Raw genomic sequence first — 17,910 nt, 5'->3', positions numbered from 1 at the left:
CATGCCATGGCTTGATGTGCTCGGCAACGACATCCACTACACGGACTCCGGCCGCGGTCGGCCGGTGGTGTTGCTGCACGGCCACGCATCGGCGTCGGCTGCTGGGAACCAATCGCCGCTGAGCTGGAGCAGGACTTCCGGGTACTGACGTACGACACCTACGATCACGGCTGGTCCTCCAACTCGCCGCGAAACGGACCGTTGGTTGACCGGGCTGCAGAGCTGGAGCACTTTCTCAACTCCCTCGGCCTGGAGAACCCGGTGATTGTGGGGCAGTCCATGGGCGGCATGACTGCGCTTCGCTGGGCCGTCCGGCATCCCGGCGGTGCCGCCGCCCTGGTGGTGTGCGGCATGGGCTGGCCGCTGGTGGTGCCGCCTCCCGGCCAGCCTGGGCAGCCGGAGAAGTTTGAGGTGTTCAGCTCCCTCGACTCCGACGAACGGATCTGGTTGGGCGTCGGAAACTCGTTCACTGACCGCTGGATCGCGGAGAACCCGCGCGACTACGCCCGCTACATCCGGATCCGTTCAACCGCCACTGCCATCGAAGCCGCCCGCTACCCGCGCAGCCTCGAGCAAAGCCAAGGAGAATTCCTGAGCGCCGAGCCGCAGGACGTCGACTGGTTCCAGAAGGGACTGGAGTCAGTAACCAGCCCGCTGACGGTTTTGATCGGGGACCAGGAAAGGCCACGCATCCGCCGCGGGGCTGAACACGTTGCCGCCACGGTCCCCGGAGCCCACCTCCTGGTGGTGGAAGACGCCGGGCACAACGCCTACTTCCAGCGCCAGGACATCCTGGTGGAAGCCATCCGCAACACGGTCGCCAGTAAACGGGGCCGCTGACGCGGCCGAAGTTGCTCTGATGTGAGCTTCAGGGCACCCGGGATCCCGTCCTGTCCGCTAAGGTCGTCACCCCGCGCAAAGGCGGCCCATAGGCTCCGCAGTTCCCGCCCCACCGCGTTCACGTCCTCCCAGCTGGCTCCTGCAATCAGACCCACGCCGTCCCACGTGCTCCGGTTGCCAAAAAGGAGTGGCAGGTCGATGGTGTGGGCGGCACCGAAGATGTTGCCGGGCGCGTGCCAGTGCAGGACGTAGCTATGGGCCCTTCCGCCTGCTTGGGCATGCCGCCGGGCGAATTTACGGGCAGCCCTGCCGTAGACGGTTTCGGTCACCACCCAGTCGATGGTGCGGATGGCGGCGGTTCCTGCCAGGGGAATCCGGGCAAGCCGGCTGAGGTACGGGCTGCGCGGCAGGAACAGCCGAGCCTCCTCCGACGTATGTCCGATCAGCACTTCAATGCCGGGGGCGGAACGATTCCATGCGGGTTCAGTATCCTGTTCTTCCGGCAGCGGCTCGTGCCCGTATTGGGTCCCGAAAGGCATGGCGGCGAGCATTCCGAATTTCCGGGCCACCTGCGCCACGTGGTCCTCGCGTTCCACCACTTCCATCGCGGGAGTTTCCTCGGAGACCGCTTCGGCAGCGATGCCCATTGCGTGGTTCATTTTGGCGCGCCCGCGCGAGATGCCCAAAGGTGCGCTCTGGATAATGGCCCGCTGGAACAGCGACGGTGCTTCCGGAGTGGCCATGAGATGGGCGATGGCGTCGCCGCCGGCGGACTGGCCGAAGGCGGTCACCCGGCCGGGATCGCCGCCGAACGCGGCAATGTTCCGCTGTACCCAGCGGAACGCCTCGAGCTGGTCCAGCAGGCCAAGGTTGCCTGGGCGGCCCGAGCGAGTGGCCAGGAAGCCGAACAGCCCCAGCCGGTAGGTCACGGAAACCACCACCACGCGGTTCTCGGCCACCAGTACCGCGGGGTCGAAGATGGCGAGGTCGCCGGAACCCGTGGTGTAGGAACCGCCGTGGATCCAAACCATCACGGGCAGGCGTTCGTTCATGGCGAGGTCCGCCGGCATCGTGACGGAGAGGTTCTGGCAGTCCTCGCTGCCTGGAAGTTCACCGTAGCGGGTGCCCAAAACGTCGTCGAGGAACGGCACCGGCCCCTGGGGACAGGCGGGAGCCAGGGAGGTTGCGGCAAACGGCTCAGTCCTGTCCGGCGCAGGGCTGGGGGCTTGGAAACGCCCGGCGGTGGCGTAAGGGATGCCGGTGGCCCGGACGACATCGCCGTCCCGCCATCCGGTGACGGGGCCGCAGGGCGGGGTAAAAGTTGGTGCGGAGTTCACGCACCAAGAGTTTCATATCCGGCTGGGAGGTCCTGACAGACGACGACGGCGGGTGCCCGGCTCTCGCGAACCGGGCACCCGCCGTCGAACTGCTTCAGTGGTTGAGATGCGCTCAGCCACCCGGGGGTCAGTGGCCCGTGGGGACGTAACGCTTGATGGAGGCTTCCAGCTCGGCTTCGGCGGCGGCGCGGTCGCCCCAACCCTCGGCCTTGACCCACTTGCCCGGCTCCAGGTCCTTGTAGCGGGTGAAGAAGTGCTCGATTTCCTTGATCAGGAAGTCGCTGACGTCGCTGACTTCCTGGATGTGGTCGAAACGGGCGTCGACCGGGACGCACAGGACCTTGGCGTCTCCGCCGCCGTCGTCGGTCATGTTGAACACGCCGATGGGGCGGGACTCAACAATAACGCCCGGGTGCAGGTCGAAGTCCTGCAGGAGCACCAGTGCGTCCAGCGGGTCGCCGTCCTCGCCCAAGGTGTTTTCGAAAAACCCGTAGTGCGTGGGGTACTGCATGGAGGTGAAGAGGACGCGGTCCAGGCGGACGCGGCCGGTCTCGTGGTCAACTTCGTACTTGACGCGTGATCCCTTGGGGATCTCGATGGTCACGTCATGCTTCATGGAATGCTCCTCGGCAATTGCAGGGGGTTCGCGGCACACCTGACGGCTCACCAAAAAGGAGTGTCCGTGCCGCCGACTATTATTGAGGATATAGCGAGAGGCCCTGGAATCAGGAACTTGTGGGGATATTTCAGGACTTGAGGACCAGCACCAGCATGACCAAACCAACTGCCCCGGAACCTGGGCTGGACCATGTCCGCCACCGTGTCCGCGCCGGCGTCACCGGCCTGCGGCGGTCCTGGCCAGCGTTTTTGCTGACGGCCCTCCTGGTGGTCCTACTGGTCCCCGCATCCCTGCTGGTGGCCCCGGGTTTCCTGGGGCCCGAGCCCCCTGCGCCCCCTCCGCCGGTACCGGCATGGCAGCAGGCTCCAACCACGTTGGCGCCCGGGCAAGGACTTGCCCCGCTGGATGACAGAGCCGCCGTCCCGCGGGCGTCCAGCGTGACAGCGAAGTTGGAGCCTCTGTTGAAGGCCGACGGCGGCGGATCGTTTACGGGGCTGGTGCAGGATGCGCTCACCGGGCAGGTTCTCTTTGACCGCGGCGGTTCCGAGAACAGGGTGCCGGCCTCCAACCTGAAGCTGCTGACCGCGGTGGCTGCCCTGCGCTCCCTTGGCCCCGATCACCGCTTTACCACCTCCGTGGTTGCAGGTTCCGCCGCCGGGCAGGTCGTGTTGGTGGGCGGCGGCGATGTTCTCCTTACGTCGGGGGACTCCAAGGCGGACCAGGTCATGGGACGTGCCGGCTTGGCTACCCTGGCTGCCGCGACTGTCGAGGCACTGAAGTCCGCGGGAACTGCGGGCGGGATCCAGGTCCTTGTGGATGACTCCCTGTTTACCGGTCCGGCACTCAACCCCGCATGGCAGGAGGGGGATGTGGCTGCCGGGGAAGTGGCGCCGCTGTTTCCCCTGGCATTGAACTCGGCCCGCTACGATCCTGCCGTCACCACCGGCCCGCGCCCGAAGGACTCCGCAATCACAGTGGCCGAGGAATTCGCGGCCCGGTTGCGGACGGCAGGCGCGGCCGCGGGACTGACCGTCGCAGCCGCCGTCGAACGTTCCCCGCGGCCGGGGCAACCGGCGGGTGAGCCAGCGGAAGATGCTGCAGGGGAGCCGGCAGTCCTGGCCGAAGTGCAGTCGGCCACGGTGGCGGAGCAGGTGGACCACATGCTGCAGGAATCGGACAACTACCTCGCGGAAGTCCTTGGCCGGATGGCATCAATCGCGGCAGGCCAGCCGGGCAGTAACGACGGCGCCACGGCTGCCGTCCGCGCGCAGCTCGCCCATGCCGGAATCCCCGCAGGCACCGTGAAACTGGTCGACGTGTGCGGCCTGGCCATGGGCAACCAGGTTTCAGCCCGGCAGATCGCCGAAGTGGTACGGGCAATGACCACCGGCACGGACGCCAGGCTCCGCGCGGCGCTTGACGGTTTTCCGGTCGCTGGCCTTACCGGAACCCTGGATCAGCGCTTCGGCGATGACTCAACAGCCAGGGGCGCAGGGTTGGTCCGCGCCAAGACCGGAACCCTGAATTCGGTGCTTGCACTCAGCGGCTTTGTGGTTGACGCCGACGGCCGCCTTTTGGTTTTCTCCTTCATCGGCAACGGGCTCACGCCGGGCGCCGCGGGCAACAGAGTGGCGTTGGACCGCGCCGCGACGGCGCTCGCGGCCTGCGGCTGCCGGTAAAGTTCCCTGGCAGGCGCTTGAGAGCGGCTCTGCCCCGCATGAACGGTTCCGGCCGGCACCGTTCATGCGGTTCCGGGCCGTTCCTAAGGGTTCAGCTGGCCCCTGTGAATCGGGGCTGCGGAGGTTCGCCGGTCAGCGAACTTAAGGACTATCCCCGGCCTGCTGTGTTCTGATGGGAACTATGGAGTCCACTGCAGGTGAGTCGTCAGCCCAAACGTTGTCCAGCCAGGCCTCGGCCCTGATCAATTGGGACCTTGCCGCCTCCACCGCGGCGCGGCTGGCTCCTGCCGGTCCGGTGATGAACAATGCCGCCATCGGAGATGCCGTGGAAAGCCTGCGCCGGCTCGCCGACGCCTCGGTTGAGCATGTCCACGAAATCACGGGGCTGGAAGCGGCGCGGGACCTCCGCGACTCGACGGTGCTGGTGGTGGACCGCGCCTCGTGGGCGAAAGCCAATACCCAAAGCTTTGCAGTGATGCTGAAACCCGCCATGGCAAAGATGCTCGAAAACCGGCGCGGCACGCTGAGTCCCGCTGCCGCGAGTGTCAGCGGCGCCATCACCGGCAGCCAGCTGGGCGCGGTCCTGGCCTTCCTGTCAAGCAAGGTCCTTGGCCAGTACGATCCCTTTGCCGCGCTCGCCGAAGGTTCCACGGCGCCGTCGGGTGGCCGGCTGCTCCTGGTCGCGCCCAACATCGTGGCCGTGGAGCGTGAATTGAACGTCACCCCCGAGGATTTCCGCCTGTGGGTCTGCCTTCACGAACAGACACACCGGGTCCAGTTCGCTGCCGCACCCTGGCTGCGGCACCACATGCTCGAACAGATTGACGAACTCAGCGAGCACCTGTTGGGCAACGTTGACACGCTGATGGAGCGGGCCACCGCCGCTGCCCGCTCACTGAAGGACCGCACCGGCAACGGAAATACGCCGGGCCGCGGTGCGATCCTGGATCTCCTGCAGGACCCGGAGGAAAAGGCTGCCATCTCGCACCTGACTGCCGTGATGAGCCTTCTGGAAGGCCACGCTAACGTGGTGATGGACGCCGTCGACGCCAGCATCGTGCCGTCCGTGAAAACCATCCGGCAGCGCTTCAACGACCGCGGCAAGGACCGCGGCGTGGTGGAAAAATTCATCCGCAGCCTGCTGGGCCTGGACGCGAAAATGCGCCAGTACTCCGACGGCGCCCGTTTCGTCCGTGCCGTGGTGGACGTCGCGGGAATGGAAGGCTTCAACAGGGTCTGGGAGTCGGTGGACCACCTCCCCACGGAACCGGAAATCCATGACGCCAAGCTGTGGCTTGAGCGGATGGGACTCTGATTAACACCATTCCCTGCCCCGGCCAGCCCACCCACCCCACCGGCCGTCGGCGGCCCGGAAGACTGGCGCCCGTCGTCGGTACTGCGCGCAAAATGCTTCAGGGCGCTCTGGCCGAGGCCGGTTACCCGCAGCACGTCCTCGTGGCGTGCAGCGGCGGCCCGGACTCCCTCGCTCTGGCCTCCGTGGCAGCCTACTTCGCCCGCCGCGGGCACCTTGAGGGCCACCCCATCACAGTGGGCGCGGTGGTGGTGGACCACCAGCTGCAGGAGGTTTCGGCCCAGGTGGCGGCGGAAACTGCGCAGGTCCTGCAGGAACTGGGCCTTGCCCCAGTGGAAGTCCGGACCGTCACGGTCGCTGGCGCCGGCCTGGGCCCGGAAGCCGCGGCCCGGGAAGCCCGGCACGCAGCGCTTGAAGCGGCCGCAGTAGACCAGGGAGCGGACGCCATCCTGCTGGGCCACACCCTGGACGACCAGGCCGAGCAGGTGCTGCTGGGCCTTGCCCGTGGTTCGGGTACCCGTTCGCTGGCCGGGATGAGGCCTGCGCGCGGCTTGCTGCTGCGGCCGTTCCTGGGACTTCGCCGGGCGGACACCGAGGAGATCTGTGCTGTCGAGGAACTGCGACCATGGCATGATCCCAGCAATTCGGACCCCGCGTTCGCCCGCTCACGCACGCGGGTGGAAGTGCTGCCGCACCTCGAGGAGAAGTTGGGCCCCGGCGTCGCGGAATCCTTGGCCCGCACCGCCTCCATCCTGCAGTTGGACGCCGACTACCTGGAGGATGTGGCTGAAGCCACCTTCACGTCGTTGGTGGAGCGGGACGGCCGGGAATTGAGCCTTCCGGAGGACGCGTTGCGCGCCCTGGCCCCCGCCATCAGGTTCCGTGTGATCGCCAAGGCGGCGGCCGACGTCGGCGGGCAGCAGCCCAGCTACCAGCGCCTTTTGGCCGCGGAAGCGCTGCTGCGGCGGCACGGCTCGGCGGGCCCGGTTGAGCTGCCCGGGGGAGTGGGCGTGTTCCGGTTGTCGCTCGCACAGCTGGAAGATGTCCCGGCCGCGGACCGCCCTGCCGCTCCGGATCACAGCACACCCGGTCCCCGCGGAGGCGCGCGCTGTGGGAAGCTAGTATTCCGGCCTCAAAAACCGCCCGCAAAATAGTCGCACCCCGCATCTACACAGGAGCCATTGGTGGATTCAAACGACGTCCAGGCAGACCTCAAGCACGTTCTCTACACCAAGGAGCAGATCCAGCAGCGGATCACCGAGCTCGCTGCGCAGATCGACAAGGACTACGAGGGCCGTGAAATCCTCATCGTGGGAGTCCTCAAGGGCGCTGTTATGGTCATGGCTGACCTCGCACGTGCACTCCACAGCCACATCTCCATGGACTGGATGGCCGTTTCCTCCTACGGCTCCGGCACCCAGTCCTCCGGCGTTGTCCGGATCCTGAAGGACCTGGACACGGACCTCATGGGCAAGGATGTGCTGATCGTCGAGGACATCATCGATTCCGGCCTCACGCTGTCCTGGCTGAAGACCAACCTGGAATCGCGCGGCACCGCCTCGGTTGAGATCTGCACGGCCTTCCGCAAGCCCACCGCCGCGAAGGTGGAAATTGACGTCAAGTACGTCGGCTACGACATCCCCAACGAATTCGTGGTGGGCTACGGCCTGGACTACGCCGAAAAGTACCGCAACCTCGACTTCGTGGGAACCCTCGCGCCGCACGTCTACGAGTAGGCTGCGCCCCACGCACCTTGCGCAAAAACGTCGGGATTAAGGACGTGGCCCTCGCCGCCGGGGTGTCCGTCACCACCGTCTCCCACGTCCTGAACGATGTTGCCTCCGCGCGGATAAGCACCGAAACGCGGGACAAGGTGCGGTCCGCCGCCGGGCAACTGGGCTACGGACCGAACCGCCTGGCGCAGGCCCTCCGCAGCAGGCGCACCGGGATGCTCGGGCTGGTCAGCGAGGATATTGCCACGACGCCGCACGCAGGGCGGATCATCCTCGGTGCTGATGATGCTGCCCGGGCACGCGGCTACACCCTGATGGTCATCAACACGTCCGGAACGGCAAGCCCGGACTCACGCAAGGCGGACGTGGAGGCGCTGCTCGAGCGGCAGGTGGAGGGCATCCTTTACGCCACCATGGACCGCCGGGCCGTGGATGCCCCGGCCAACCTGGGCCAGGTGCCGGCTGTCCTCATTGATGCCGTCAGCGGTGGTTTCCCCTCGGTGGTCCCGGACGAGTACGCCGGCGCCCGCACCGCCGTCGAAACCCTGCTGGCCGCCGGGCACACCCGCATCGGTTTCATCAACAACGCAGCGGACGTGCCTTCCGCCCGTGAGCGGCTCCGTGGCTTCCGGGGGATCCTCACCAGCGCCGGGCTCGACGCCGGTGCAGCGCCTGTGGAGGCAGCTTCCTCCGATGCAAAGGGAGGCTACAAGGCCGCGCGCAGGTTTATCGAAGCCGGCAACCCGCCGTCGGCCCTGTTCTGCTTTAACGACAGCATGGCAATGGGGGCCTACCGCGCCGCCGCGGAGCTGGGCGTGGCAATTCCGAACGACCTTTCCGTCGTTGGCTTCGGCGACCAGGAACTGATCGCCGACAACCTGCACCCCGGGCTGACCACCGTTGCGCTGCCCCACTATGAGATGGGCGTCTGGGCCGCGGAACGGCTGATCGACATGGTGGAAGGAACGCCTGGGCATGGCCGGTCGGTCGCGGAACCGGTCCTGCTTAACTGTCCGCTGGTACCTCGCGGCTCCGTGGCCAGGCCGCGGATCTAAGCCCAGCGCAGGCCCCGGCCCGGGCGGCGGCGGCCACTACGCCCAGAGGGAACTTTTGCCCCGCACCATGCGTGATCTACTCCGGACGGTGTATAGCTAGAAGCTGACGCAGCACCATCACGCGCGCAGACTACTCGCCGTGCAGCACTACCAGGAGGGACGGGGCCAGCCCCCGAACAGATGAAAGCTAAGAACTTCTTCAAGGGCCCGGGCATCTGGATCGTTGTCGTGATCGGCATGCTCCTGGTGGCCTTTGCAACGCTGGCTCCCGGCGGTGCCGCACGGATTGACACTGACAAGGGCCTCGAACTGCTCGCCGGCGACAACGTTGAGCAGGCAAAGATCTTCGATGGTGAAAACCGCGTTGACCTGGTGCTGAAGGAAAACTACCAGCAGGACGGGCAGGACAAGGGCAAGAGCGTCCAGTTCTTCTTTGTTGACGCACGTGCCCAGGACGTTGTCCGGGCCGTCACCGCTTCCGCTCCCACCGGCGGCTACACCGACCAGCCGATCGAAAGCAACTGGTTCTCCGGCCTGCTCTCCCTCCTGATCCCGGTTATCCTCCTGGGTGCACTCTTCTGGTTCCTCATGACCCGCATGCAGGGCGGCGGCTCCAAGATCATGCAGTTCGGCAAGTCCAAGGCCAAGATGGTCAGCAAGGACATGCCGCAGGTGACATTCGCTGATGTTGCCGGTTCCGATGAGGCCGTGGAGGAACTGCAGGAAATCAAGGAGTTTCTGCAGGAACCCGCCAAGTTCCAGGCCGTTGGCGCCAAGATTCCCAAGGGCGTGCTGCTCTACGGCCCGCCAGGCACCGGTAAGACCCTTCTGGCCCGTGCCGTCGCAGGCGAGGCAGGCGTTCCCTTCTTCTCCATTTCCGGCTCGGACTTCGTGGAAATGTTCGTCGGCGTGGGCGCTTCGCGTGTCCGCGACCTCTTCGAACAGGCCAAGGCAAACTCGCCGGCCATCATCTTCGTGGACGAAATCGACGCCGTCGGCCGCCACCGCGGTGCCGGCATCGGCGGCGGCAACGATGAACGCGAGCAGACCCTCAACCAGCTGCTGGTGGAGATGGACGGCTTCGACGTCAAGACCAACGTCATCCTGATCGCCGCCACCAACCGTCCGGACGTGCTGGACCCCGCGCTGCTGCGCCCGGGCCGCTTCGACCGGCAGATCGGTGTTGACGCGCCGGACCTGATCGGCCGCGACCAGATCCTGCAGGTCCATGCCAAGGGCAAGCCCATGGCGCCCGGCGTGGACCTCAAAGCCGTCGCCAAGAAGACCCCCGGTTACACCGGCGCCGACCTGGCGAACGTCCTTAACGAGGCCGCCCTCCTTACCGCCCGTTCCAACGCGAACCTGATCGATGACCGTGCCCTGGACGAGGCAATCGACCGCGTGATGGCCGGCCCGCAGAAGCGCAGCCGCGTGATGAAGGAACACGAGCGCAAGATCACCGCGTACCACGAAGGCGGCCACGCCCTCGTTGCGGCCGCGCTCCGGAACTCCGCCCCCGTCACCAAGATCACCATCCTTCCCCGCGGCCGGGCACTCGGCTACACCATGGTGGTCCCGGAAAACGACAAGTACTCCGTGACCCGCAACGAGCTGCTGGACCAGATGGCCTATGCCATGGGCGGCCGCGTCGCCGAGGAAATCGTCTTCCACGATCCATCCACCGGCGCCTCCAACGACATTGAGAAAGCCACCGGCACCGCCCGCAAGATGGTTACCGAATACGGCATGAGCGAACGCGTCGGAGCGGTCCGGCTGGGCCAGGGCGGCGGCGAGCCGTTCCTGGGCCGCGACGCCGGGCACGAGCGCAACTACTCGGACCAGATCGCCTACGTGGTGGATGAAGAAGTTCGCCGGCTGATTGACCAGGCCCATGACGAGGCTTACGCCATCCTCACCGAGAACCGGGAAGTCCTTGACCGGCTGGCCCTCGAGCTGCTGGAACGCGAAACGCTGAACCAGATCGAGATCGCCGACATCTTCCGCGACATCCGCAAGCGCGACTTCCGCGAGGTGTGGCTCTCCAAGGAAACCCGTCCGGTCCAAAAGGCCGGCCCCGTGGAATCCCGCCTGGAAAAGGCGGAGCGCGAGGCCCAGGAGGAAGCCAAGCAGGCACGGCTGGATGAGCCGCTGGACGCCCAGCCGCCGCATCCGCAGGGAGTTCCGGAAGACGCCCCGTTCCAGGGAGGGATCCCCGACTCGGGGCCTGACACCCTTCGCGGCTAAGCTTCTTACGTGACCCACTTCGACGATGACGACGTACCCGCCTCCGCCGGACACCCGGCGGAGGACGGCGCCCACCACTCCAAACACCTCAAGGTGGACCGGCCCCGAATCGAGGCTGCCGTCCGTGAGATTCTCCTGGCCATCGGAGAAGATCCGGACCGCGGCGGACTCGTGGACACCCCAAAGCGGGTAGCCAAAGCCTACGCCGAGGTGTTTGCGGGGCTGCACCACGACCCCGCCGACGTCCTGTCCACCACCTTTGACCTGGACCATGAGGAACTGGTCCTGGTCAAGGACATTCCCTTTTACTCCACCTGCGAGCACCACCTGGTGCCGTTCCACGGGGTGGCCCACGTGGGATACATCCCCTCCCATGACGGCAAGGTCACCGGGCTGAGCAAGCTTGCCCGGCTCGTGGATATCTACGCCCGCCGCCCGCAGGTGCAGGAGCGCCTCACCACGGAAATCGTCGAAGCGATGGTCACCCACCTCAAACCCCGTGGGGCGATCGTCGTCATTGAATGCGAACACATGTGCATGTCCATGCGCGGTATCCGCAAGCCCGGAGCAAAGACCGTCACCAGTGCGGTCCGCGGGCAGCTTCATGACCCGGCCACCCGTGCCGAAGCCATGAGCCTCATCCTCGGAAGGTAATGATCAGACCATGGATTCACTAGCTGCAGCGCCGGGAACCGGCCCCGCAACTTCTCCACTGCCTGTCCTGCGCAAACCGCGCCCGGCGGCACGGTTCGAAGACCTGCCCACTGGCCGCACCCTGGTGATGGGCATCGTCAACGTCACCCCGGACTCCTTCAGCGACGGCGGCCAGCACGCAACGGCAGACACGGCCATCGCCGCAGGCTTGCGGATGTTCTACGCGGGCGCGGACATCATCGACGTCGGCGGAGAATCCACCCGTCCCGGTGCTGAGGACGTCAGCCCCGAAGAAGAGCAGCAGCGCGTGATCCCCGTGATTGAGGCTTTGGTGAAAGCCGGCGCCCTGGTCAGCATCGACACCATCCACGCCTCCACAGCTGCTGCAGCCCTGGGCGCCGGCGCCGCCATCATCAACGACGTCTCCGGCCTCACCATGGAACCGGAAATGGCCGAACTTGTGGCGTCCTCCAAAGCTCCCTACATCCTCACGCACCGCCGCGGCGACGCCCGGACCATGAACTCCCTGGCGGAGTACAAGGACGTTGCGGGCGAGGTAGTGGCCGAACTGGCCGGAGTGCGGGACAAGCTTTACGCCGCGGGTGTCAGCCAGGAACAGATCATCATCGATCCCGGTTTGGGGTTCGCCAAGAATGATGCCCAGAACTGGGAGCTCCTGCAGAACCTGGACCAGCTGGAAAGCCTGGGCCACCGGATCCTCGTCGGCGCCTCCCGCAAGCGGTTCCTCGGCACCCTGCTGACGGTTTCCGGAAAGTCCGCCGCTCCCCAGGAGCGGGACGCGGCCACCGCTGCGATCACTGCCATTTGCGCGTCCCGCGGCGCCTGGGGCGTACGCGTGCACGACGTCGGTTCCAGCCTCGACGCCGTCAAGGTTGCCGCGCGCATGGCCGCCCCAAGAACCACCCAGTAGGCCCAGCCATGGACAGGATTACGCTGACCGGCGTCACCGCCGTCGGCCATCACGGTGTCTTTGATTTTGAACGCCGCGAGGGCCAGCCTTTTGTTGTGGACGCAGTGCTTTATCTTGACTTCGCCAAAGCGGCGGAATCCGATGACGTCCGGGACACCGCGCACTATGGCGAGGTGGCGCAGCGTATTACCGAATGGATTTCCGGGGAGCCGCTGAACCTGATCGAGGCGCTGGCCGTCCGGATCGCGGACAGCCTGCTCAGCGAATTCCGGCTCCAGGCCGTGGACGTCACAGTGCACAAACCCGAGGCACCCATCGAGGTGCCCTTCGGCGACGTGGCCGTCAGCGTCCACCGCGCCCGGAACAACGGGGACAAAACGTTCCAGGGGGAGACGCCATGAACTCCGGTTATTCCAAAGTTGTGCTGGCCCTGGGCAGCAACCTGGGCGAACGCAACGAGACCCTGACCGAGGCGGTTGCGGACCTCGTTGACCCGCCCGAAATCCGCCTCCTGGCCGTTTCGCCGATAGTGCAGACCAAACCTGTGGGCGGGCCCGCCGGCCAGCCTGACTTCCTGAACATGGTCATCACAGCTGAAACGAACCTTACCCCGCACGAACTGCTGGAACACTGCCAAGCCGTGGAAAACAAGCACCACCGCGTGCGGGAGGTGCGCTGGGGGCCGCGCACGCTCGACGTCGACATCATCACCTATGGCGAGCTCCGGAGTGATGATCCTGCCCTCACCCTTCCCCATCCCCGTGCGGCCTCCCGGGCCTTCGTCCTCTACCCCTGGTCGCTGATTGAGCCGGCCGCTACCCTGAACGGTGAGCGCATCAGCACGCTGGCGGCGCGGGCGGAGGATTTTGGCGGCCTTGCCCCGTTCGACGGATTCGGGGACTTTGACGGCCTGCGCACCGCCGGGACGGTGGACGAGCGATGAAGCCACTCAGCCCGCTGCGCCTCCTGCTGATCGGCTTCATCCTGGCGGTCGCGGGCTGGTCTGCCACGGTGGTGACCAGCCGTTATGGCATGGGCACTCCAGTCCTTCCGCTCACTGCCTTGGCCACCATGGCCGTCATAGTTGTTATCACCCTGGTCCTCGGCATCAGGGTCCTGAGGTGGCGCAACAGCAACAAACCCAACAGCACCCAAAAGAAACGGGTCCTCGATCCGCTCCTTGCAGCCCGCACACTGGTGCTGGCCCAGGCGTGCGCCTACGCGGGCACGGTCCTGCTCGGCTGGCACGTGGGGATCTTCCTTGACCAGCTGCGGATCTGGAGCCTGCGCAGCAACCAGGGCATCACCTGGTTGGCGCTGGCGATGGCCGGCGGCGGACTGCTGATGATCGTAGTGGGCCTGCTGGTGGAGCGGTTCTGTAAAATTCCGCCCGAGGACGGCGACACAAAGGGCGCAGACGGCAAACCGAACCGCGCGGTACGCGGCGAAGCCACAGGGGAAGGCGAATATGCATACCGAGGCGATTGACCCGCCGGGAATCGCCTGGCAGCGGGTGTCACCCAAGTACGTCACTGTCCGGCTGGTGCAGTGGGCACTGGGGAACCTGATTACCGTGCTTGTCCTGTCCCTGCCCCTGCTGTTTGTCCTCCTGGACGTGTGGGCCTGGCCGCCGCTGTGGCTTGCCGTCGCCGTGCCGGCCGCGGCACTGGTGCTCGCCATCTGGCGGCTGGTGCTGATTCCGCGCCAGGTATGGGCCATCGGGTACGCCGAGCGGGACGACGACCTGCTCATCAGGACCGGCATCTTTTTCCAGCGCACCATGGCCGTTCCCTACGGCCGGATGCAGTATGTGGACATCGGAGTTGGCCCCGTGGAACGCGGGCTGGGCCTCTGTACCCTGAAGCTGCACACGGCCTCACCCGGTACCAACGCCCAGATCCCCGGGCTGCCGGCAGCCGAGGGCGCGCGGCTGCGCGAGCAGCTGGCTGCCCGGGGCGAAGCCAGGCTGGCAGGACTGTGACGGCGGAGGGGCCGCGTCCGGAACTGGGGGGCCCTGCCACTGCCCCTGCTACCGAAGATGCCGCGCAGAACCCTTCGCGTGAAGCCGAGGCTGCGGCCGCAGCCGGGACCGGAGGCCAGGCCGACGGCGAATGGCTGCGGGTGCACCCGGCGTCGCCTTTCGTCCGTGGCTGGGTGGCCCTGGCCGCCATCGGTTTTTTCTTCGGCCGCGACGTCTTCGAGCGGGCGCTGCAAGGCCGGCCCATCCTTGAAGACCAGTTTGCGGGCCGGGCGCCCTTGCTGCTGGCCGGGGGCGGAGTGGTGCTGCTCATCGCGGTGCTGGGTTTCATTCTCACCTGGTACTTCACCAAGTACCAGGTTTCAGGCGGTTACGTCCGGGTCAACACCGGCTTCCTCTTCCGGCAGCAGCGCCAGGCGCGGCTGGACCGGGTCCAGGCCATCGATATCGTGCAGCCCATGCTGGCCCGCATCTTCGGCCTGGCCGAGCTCAAGTTCGAGGTGGCCGACGCCGGGGAGTCCGCCGTCCGGCTGGCCTACCTGAAGATGGACGACGCCCGGCAGCTCCGCGCCACCATCCTTGCCCGGGCTGCCGGGGTAGCCCTGGATCCGTCCCGCCCTGAGGAGCCGGCGCCCGAGGCGCCGGAATTTCCGGTACTGTCCGTGCCGCCGTCGCGCCTGGTCGGTTCCCTGCTGCTCAGCGAGCAGAGCATTTTTGTGGTGGCGGGCGCGGTAAGCGCAGTGGTCCTTTCCGCCGCCACCGGCAACGCCGCGTTCTACTTCTACCTGATCCCCGCCGCCCTCGGCCTGGCCGCCAGTTACTGGGGCCTTTTCAACAAGGGGGTACAACTTCACTGCGGCCATTTCGCCCGATGGCATCCGGCTCCGCTACGGATTGCTGGATACCCAGGCGCAAACACTTCCGCCCGGCCGGATCCAGGCACTGAAAGTAGCGCAGCCGCCGATGTGGCGGGCGCTGGGCTGGTACCGCATCCAGGTGAACGTGGCCGGATACGGCGCCCTTGAGGGGGCCGGCGAGGGTTCGGGCCGGACCACGCTCCTGCCGGTGGGCAGGCTCGAAGATGTGATGTCGATCCTTGCGCTGGTGCTACCGGACCCCGGCACGCAGCAACCCGCGGCAGTGTTCGGTGCCGGGCTCCACGGACTGGATTCCGACGGCGGATTCGTCACCACGCCGCGCAGGGCCCGCCTCCTAGCACCGCTGGGATGGCGGCGGAACGGATTCGCCGCCACAGGCACCGCCCTGCTGATCCGCTCCGGCCGCTGGTGGCGCGAGCTCGTGGTGGTGCCGCATCAGCGGACCCAGTCCATGGCGTTGCACCAGGGTCCGCTGGCGCGCCGGTTCGAGGTGGCAGACCTGGTGCTGCACACCACCGCCGGACCCGTTGTGCCGCGCCTTCGGCAGGCAGGCGTGGAGCAGTCGCTGGCGCTTTTTGACGCACAATCCGCCCGCGCCCGGCTGGCACGGAAGCGGCAGACCACCGAACAGTGGCTGGCCCAGGTGGCACCAGGCGCCCCGGAGCTGATGCCCGCCGAAAGCCCCGCCCCCAGCCCCACCCCGCTGGTTGAGCCCGCCGAAAGCCCGGCTCCCGCCCCGGCCCCCACTCCGCTGGTTGAGCCCGCCGAAAGCCCGGCCCCCGCCCCAGCCCCCACGCAGGAAGGCCAGCAGCATGGCTAAACCCGGACGCCTCGGCGTCGGAATCGTCGGCGCCGGAAAGGTGGGCGCCGTGCTCGGCGCAGCACTTCGCGCAGCCGAGCACGCCGTGGTCGGAGTCTCAGCCGTTTCCGAAGCGAGCCGTGAACGTGCCGAGACACTGCTCCGCGGCGTGCCCATCCTGGAAGTCCAGGAGATCGTGGAGCGCTCGGAGCTGGTGCTGCTGGCAGTGCCCGACGACGCCCTGCCAGGCCTGGTGGACGGCCTCGCGAAATTGGGCGCCTGGCAGCCGGGCCAACTGGTGGCCCACACGTCCGGTCGCTTTGGTGTGGGGGTGCTGCACCCGGTGCGTGCCGCCGGCGCGGTTCCGCTGGCCATGCACCCGGCGATGACCTTCACCGGGATGAGCCTTGACCTGACCCGCCTGCTGGATTGCACTTTTGGTGTCACCGCGGATGCGGCCATGCTGCCGATCGCGCAGGCGCTGGTGGTGGAGATGGGGGCCGAGCCCGTGGCCATTGCCGAGGCGGACAGGACGCTGTACCACGCAGCCCTGGCGCATGGCTCCAACCACCTCGTGACCCTTGTGGCTCAGGCCTCCCAGCTGCTCCGTGAGGTTGGAGTGGAGGCACCCGAACGCATACTGGGTCCGCTGTTGCGGGCCACGCTCGAGAACGCGCTGGCCTCCGGGGAATCCGCCCTTACCGGACCCGTAGCCCGTGGCGACACCGGAACCGTGCGGGCCCACGCGGAGGCATTGCGGGAGTTCGACGGCGGCGGTCACGGCGATGTGCTGGCGGCCTACCTGGCGATGGCGCGCGCCACAGCCCTGCGCGCCGAGGGCCGCGGGCTGCTGAAGCCGAACCAGCTGGGCGAGCTGCGCGAGGCCCTGGAACCGGAGGAAGACTGAGAATGCCCATCAAAATCGTTACTACTGTTGCCGACCTGCACGTTGAAAGTGCACGGCTCCTTGCGTCGAAGGGCGGCACTTCCCAGGGCCTCGTCCCCACCATGGGGGCGCTGCACGAGGGGCATGCCGCCCTGGCCCGCACCGCCGTCGAACAGAATGACGTTGTGGTGGCGACCATCTTCGTTAACCCGCTGCAGTTCGGCGACGCTACGGACCTGGAACGCTACCCGCGGACGCTGGACGCTGATGCTGCCCTGCTGGAAGAACAGGGCGTGGACCTTGTCTTTGCCCCGTCGGTGGACGAGGTGTACCCGGGCGGGGAGCCGCTGGTGCGGGTCACATCCGGGATGCTCGGTGAAAAGTGGGAGGGCGCTTCGCGTCCCGGCCACTTCGACGGCGCCCTGACGGTAGTGGCAAAGCTGCTGCACTACGGAATTCCGGGGGCGGGGCTGCCGGCTTCAGACAGGGACCAGGGTGGCTTGCCTGCCTACCGCGCCTACTTCGGCCAGAAGGACGCCCAGCAGTTGGCGCTGGTCCGGCGGATGGTGGCCGACCTCAACTTCCCGGTGGCGATAGTCGCGGTGCCCACCGTCCGGGCGGTTGACGGGCTCGCGCTCTCCAGCCGCAACCGGTTCCTAAATCAGGAAGAGCGGGAAGCCGCGCTGGTGCTGTCCCGTTCGCTGCGTTTGCTCGAGGAGCGGGCGAAATCCCGCGAACCCCTGGATCTGGAGTCGGCGCAGGCGATGGTGGAGTCCCAGCCGCTGGTGGCGTTGGACTACTTCGATGTGGTGGACCCGGACACCCTGGATCCGCTGGCCGAGAACTGCCGCGAGACACCGTTCCGCGGTGAAGCCCTGGCGATAATAGCTGCCAAGGTGGGTCCGGTCCGGCTGATCGACAATATGCCCCTGAGCTCGTAGCTGCTCGTCGAAGCCCGGAATCCT

Annotated in this window: 18 protein-coding genes and 1 pseudogene; 17 read left to right on the top strand and 2 right to left on the bottom strand. The window is 66.9% G+C overall.

What is annotated here, in order from left to right; genetic code table 11:
- The first annotated feature begins 1 nt into the window (after position 1).
- Both QFZ70_RS16520 and QFZ70_RS16515 read left to right on the top strand, forming a co-directional pair.
- Positions 2-148: a hypothetical protein gene (locus tag QFZ70_RS16520; RefSeq protein WP_307097141.1), complete on the top strand. Its 147-nt coding sequence runs from the start codon at positions 2-4 to the stop codon at positions 146-148.
- The gene (locus tag QFZ70_RS16515) at positions 88-840 is read left to right on the top strand and encodes an alpha/beta fold hydrolase (RefSeq protein ID WP_307097916.1); all 753 of its coding nucleotides are present in this window, start codon (positions 88-90) and stop codon (positions 838-840) included. The genes QFZ70_RS16520 and QFZ70_RS16515 overlap by 61 nt, the downstream gene beginning before the upstream one ends.
- On the opposite strand, the gene QFZ70_RS16510 is transcribed toward QFZ70_RS16515, so the two are convergent.
- Positions 771-2,177, bottom strand: a complete 1,407-nt coding sequence (locus tag QFZ70_RS16510; RefSeq protein ID WP_307097140.1) for a carboxylesterase family protein — start codon at positions 2,175-2,177, stop codon at positions 771-773. The two genes, QFZ70_RS16515 and QFZ70_RS16510, sit on opposite strands and share 70 nt — an antisense overlap.
- Positions 2,178-2,304: 127 nt before the next feature.
- Positions 2,305-2,793, bottom strand: a complete 489-nt coding sequence (locus QFZ70_RS16505) for an inorganic diphosphatase (RefSeq protein ID WP_104044131.1) — start codon at positions 2,791-2,793, stop codon at positions 2,305-2,307.
- A gap of 155 nt (positions 2,794-2,948) precedes the next feature.
- On the opposite strand from QFZ70_RS16505, the gene dacB reads away from it, so the two are divergent.
- The 15 genes and pseudogenes from dacB (at position 2,949) to panC (ending at position 17,886) form a co-directional block, all read left to right on the top strand.
- Positions 2,949-4,475 (top strand): D-alanyl-D-alanine carboxypeptidase/D-alanyl-D-alanine-endopeptidase, encoded by a 1,527-nt coding sequence (gene dacB / locus QFZ70_RS16500; RefSeq protein ID WP_307097137.1) that lies wholly within the window; start codon positions 2,949-2,951, stop codon positions 4,473-4,475.
- 181 nt (positions 4,476-4,656) lie between these two features.
- Entirely contained in the window at positions 4,657-5,790 is a 1,134-nt protein-coding gene (locus tag QFZ70_RS16495; protein ID WP_307097136.1) for a zinc-dependent metalloprotease, read from the top strand.
- A 92-nt stretch (positions 5,791-5,882) separates the two neighbouring features.
- On the top strand, positions 5,883-6,941 hold the full coding sequence (tilS, locus tag QFZ70_RS16490) for a tRNA lysidine(34) synthetase TilS (RefSeq protein ID WP_307097134.1): 1,059 nt from the start codon (positions 5,883-5,885) through the stop codon (positions 6,939-6,941).
- A 30-nt stretch (positions 6,942-6,971) separates the two neighbouring features.
- Positions 6,972-7,523 (top strand): hypoxanthine phosphoribosyltransferase, encoded by a 552-nt coding sequence (hpt, locus tag QFZ70_RS16485; protein ID WP_041651844.1) that lies wholly within the window; start codon positions 6,972-6,974, stop codon positions 7,521-7,523.
- A 17-nt stretch (positions 7,524-7,540) separates the two neighbouring features.
- Entirely contained in the window at positions 7,541-8,575 is a 1,035-nt protein-coding gene (locus QFZ70_RS16480; RefSeq protein WP_307097129.1) for a LacI family DNA-binding transcriptional regulator, read from the top strand.
- 180 nt (positions 8,576-8,755) lie between these two features.
- The gene (gene ftsH / locus QFZ70_RS16475; protein ID WP_307097127.1) at positions 8,756-10,819 is read left to right on the top strand and encodes an ATP-dependent zinc metalloprotease FtsH; all 2,064 of its coding nucleotides are present in this window, start codon (positions 8,756-8,758) and stop codon (positions 10,817-10,819) included.
- Positions 10,820-10,828: 9 nt separating this feature from the next.
- On the top strand, positions 10,829-11,473 hold the full coding sequence (gene folE / locus QFZ70_RS16470; protein ID WP_307097126.1) for a GTP cyclohydrolase I FolE: 645 nt from the start codon (positions 10,829-10,831) through the stop codon (positions 11,471-11,473).
- Between the two features lie 10 nt (positions 11,474-11,483).
- The gene (gene folP / locus QFZ70_RS16465) at positions 11,484-12,404 is read left to right on the top strand and encodes a dihydropteroate synthase (RefSeq protein WP_307097124.1); all 921 of its coding nucleotides are present in this window, start codon (positions 11,484-11,486) and stop codon (positions 12,402-12,404) included.
- Positions 12,405-12,412: 8 nt separating this feature from the next.
- Positions 12,413-12,805, top strand: a complete 393-nt coding sequence (gene folB / locus QFZ70_RS16460; protein WP_307097122.1) for a dihydroneopterin aldolase — start codon at positions 12,413-12,415, stop codon at positions 12,803-12,805.
- Entirely contained in the window at positions 12,802-13,347 is a 546-nt protein-coding gene (gene folK / locus QFZ70_RS16455) for a 2-amino-4-hydroxy-6-hydroxymethyldihydropteridine diphosphokinase (protein WP_307097120.1), read from the top strand. The genes folB and folK overlap by 4 nt, the downstream gene beginning before the upstream one ends.
- On the top strand, positions 13,344-13,892 hold the full coding sequence (locus QFZ70_RS16450; RefSeq protein ID WP_307097119.1) for a DUF3180 domain-containing protein: 549 nt from the start codon (positions 13,344-13,346) through the stop codon (positions 13,890-13,892). The genes folK and QFZ70_RS16450 overlap by 4 nt, the downstream gene beginning before the upstream one ends.
- Positions 13,873-14,385, top strand: coding sequence for a PH domain-containing protein (locus QFZ70_RS16445; RefSeq protein WP_307097118.1), 513 nt, complete (start codon positions 13,873-13,875; stop codon positions 14,383-14,385). Before QFZ70_RS16450 ends, QFZ70_RS16445 begins: the two co-directional genes overlap by 20 nt.
- 140 nt (positions 14,386-14,525) lie before the next feature.
- A pseudogene (locus QFZ70_RS16440) lies at positions 14,526-16,080 on the top strand (PH domain-containing protein).
- Positions 16,073-16,966 (top strand): Rossmann-like and DUF2520 domain-containing protein, encoded by an 894-nt coding sequence (locus QFZ70_RS16435; protein WP_307097116.1) that lies wholly within the window; start codon positions 16,073-16,075, stop codon positions 16,964-16,966. The pseudogene QFZ70_RS16440 and the gene QFZ70_RS16435 overlap by 8 nt, the downstream one beginning before the upstream one ends.
- Positions 16,967-16,968: 2 nt before the next feature.
- Positions 16,969-17,886, top strand: a complete 918-nt coding sequence (gene panC, locus QFZ70_RS16430; protein ID WP_307097115.1) for a pantoate--beta-alanine ligase — start codon at positions 16,969-16,971, stop codon at positions 17,884-17,886.
- Positions 17,887-17,910 lie beyond the last annotated feature (24 nt).

This window comes from Arthrobacter sp. V1I9 (genome assembly GCF_030817075.1).
Classification (GTDB): domain Bacteria; phylum Actinomycetota; class Actinomycetes; order Actinomycetales; family Micrococcaceae; genus Arthrobacter.
The sequence above is the reverse complement of the archived record's forward strand: the minus strand, read 5'-3'. Positions and strand labels throughout refer to the sequence as shown.

Bases quoted from the DNA above. Each gene is read 5' to 3' on its own strand.
- folP (WP_307097124.1), top strand. From the start codon at position 11,484: ATGGATTCACTAGCTGCAGCGCCGGGAACCGGCCCCGCAACTTCTCCA.
- QFZ70_RS16520 (WP_307097141.1), top strand. From the start codon at position 2: ATGCCATGGCTTGATGTGCTCGGCAACGACATCCACTACACGGACTCC.
- QFZ70_RS16450 (WP_307097119.1), top strand. From the start codon at position 13,344: ATGAAGCCACTCAGCCCGCTGCGCCTCCTGCTGATCGGCTTCATCCTG.
- QFZ70_RS16505 (WP_104044131.1), bottom strand. From the start codon at position 2,793: ATGAAGCATGACGTGACCATCGAGATCCCCAAGGGATCACGCGTCAAG.
- dacB (WP_307097137.1), top strand. From the start codon at position 2,949: ATGACCAAACCAACTGCCCCGGAACCTGGGCTGGACCATGTCCGCCAC.
- folK (WP_307097120.1), top strand. From the start codon at position 12,802: ATGAACTCCGGTTATTCCAAAGTTGTGCTGGCCCTGGGCAGCAACCTG.
- ftsH (WP_307097127.1), top strand. From the start codon at position 8,756: ATGAAAGCTAAGAACTTCTTCAAGGGCCCGGGCATCTGGATCGTTGTC.
- folB (WP_307097122.1), top strand. From the start codon at position 12,413: ATGGACAGGATTACGCTGACCGGCGTCACCGCCGTCGGCCATCACGGT.
- QFZ70_RS16445 (WP_307097118.1), top strand. From the start codon at position 13,873: ATGCATACCGAGGCGATTGACCCGCCGGGAATCGCCTGGCAGCGGGTG.
- tilS (WP_307097134.1), top strand. From the start codon at position 5,883: ATGCTTCAGGGCGCTCTGGCCGAGGCCGGTTACCCGCAGCACGTCCTC.
- QFZ70_RS16495 (WP_307097136.1), top strand. From the start codon at position 4,657: ATGGAGTCCACTGCAGGTGAGTCGTCAGCCCAAACGTTGTCCAGCCAG.
- QFZ70_RS16435 (WP_307097116.1), top strand. From the start codon at position 16,073: ATGGCTAAACCCGGACGCCTCGGCGTCGGAATCGTCGGCGCCGGAAAG.
- panC (WP_307097115.1), top strand. From the start codon at position 16,969: ATGCCCATCAAAATCGTTACTACTGTTGCCGACCTGCACGTTGAAAGT.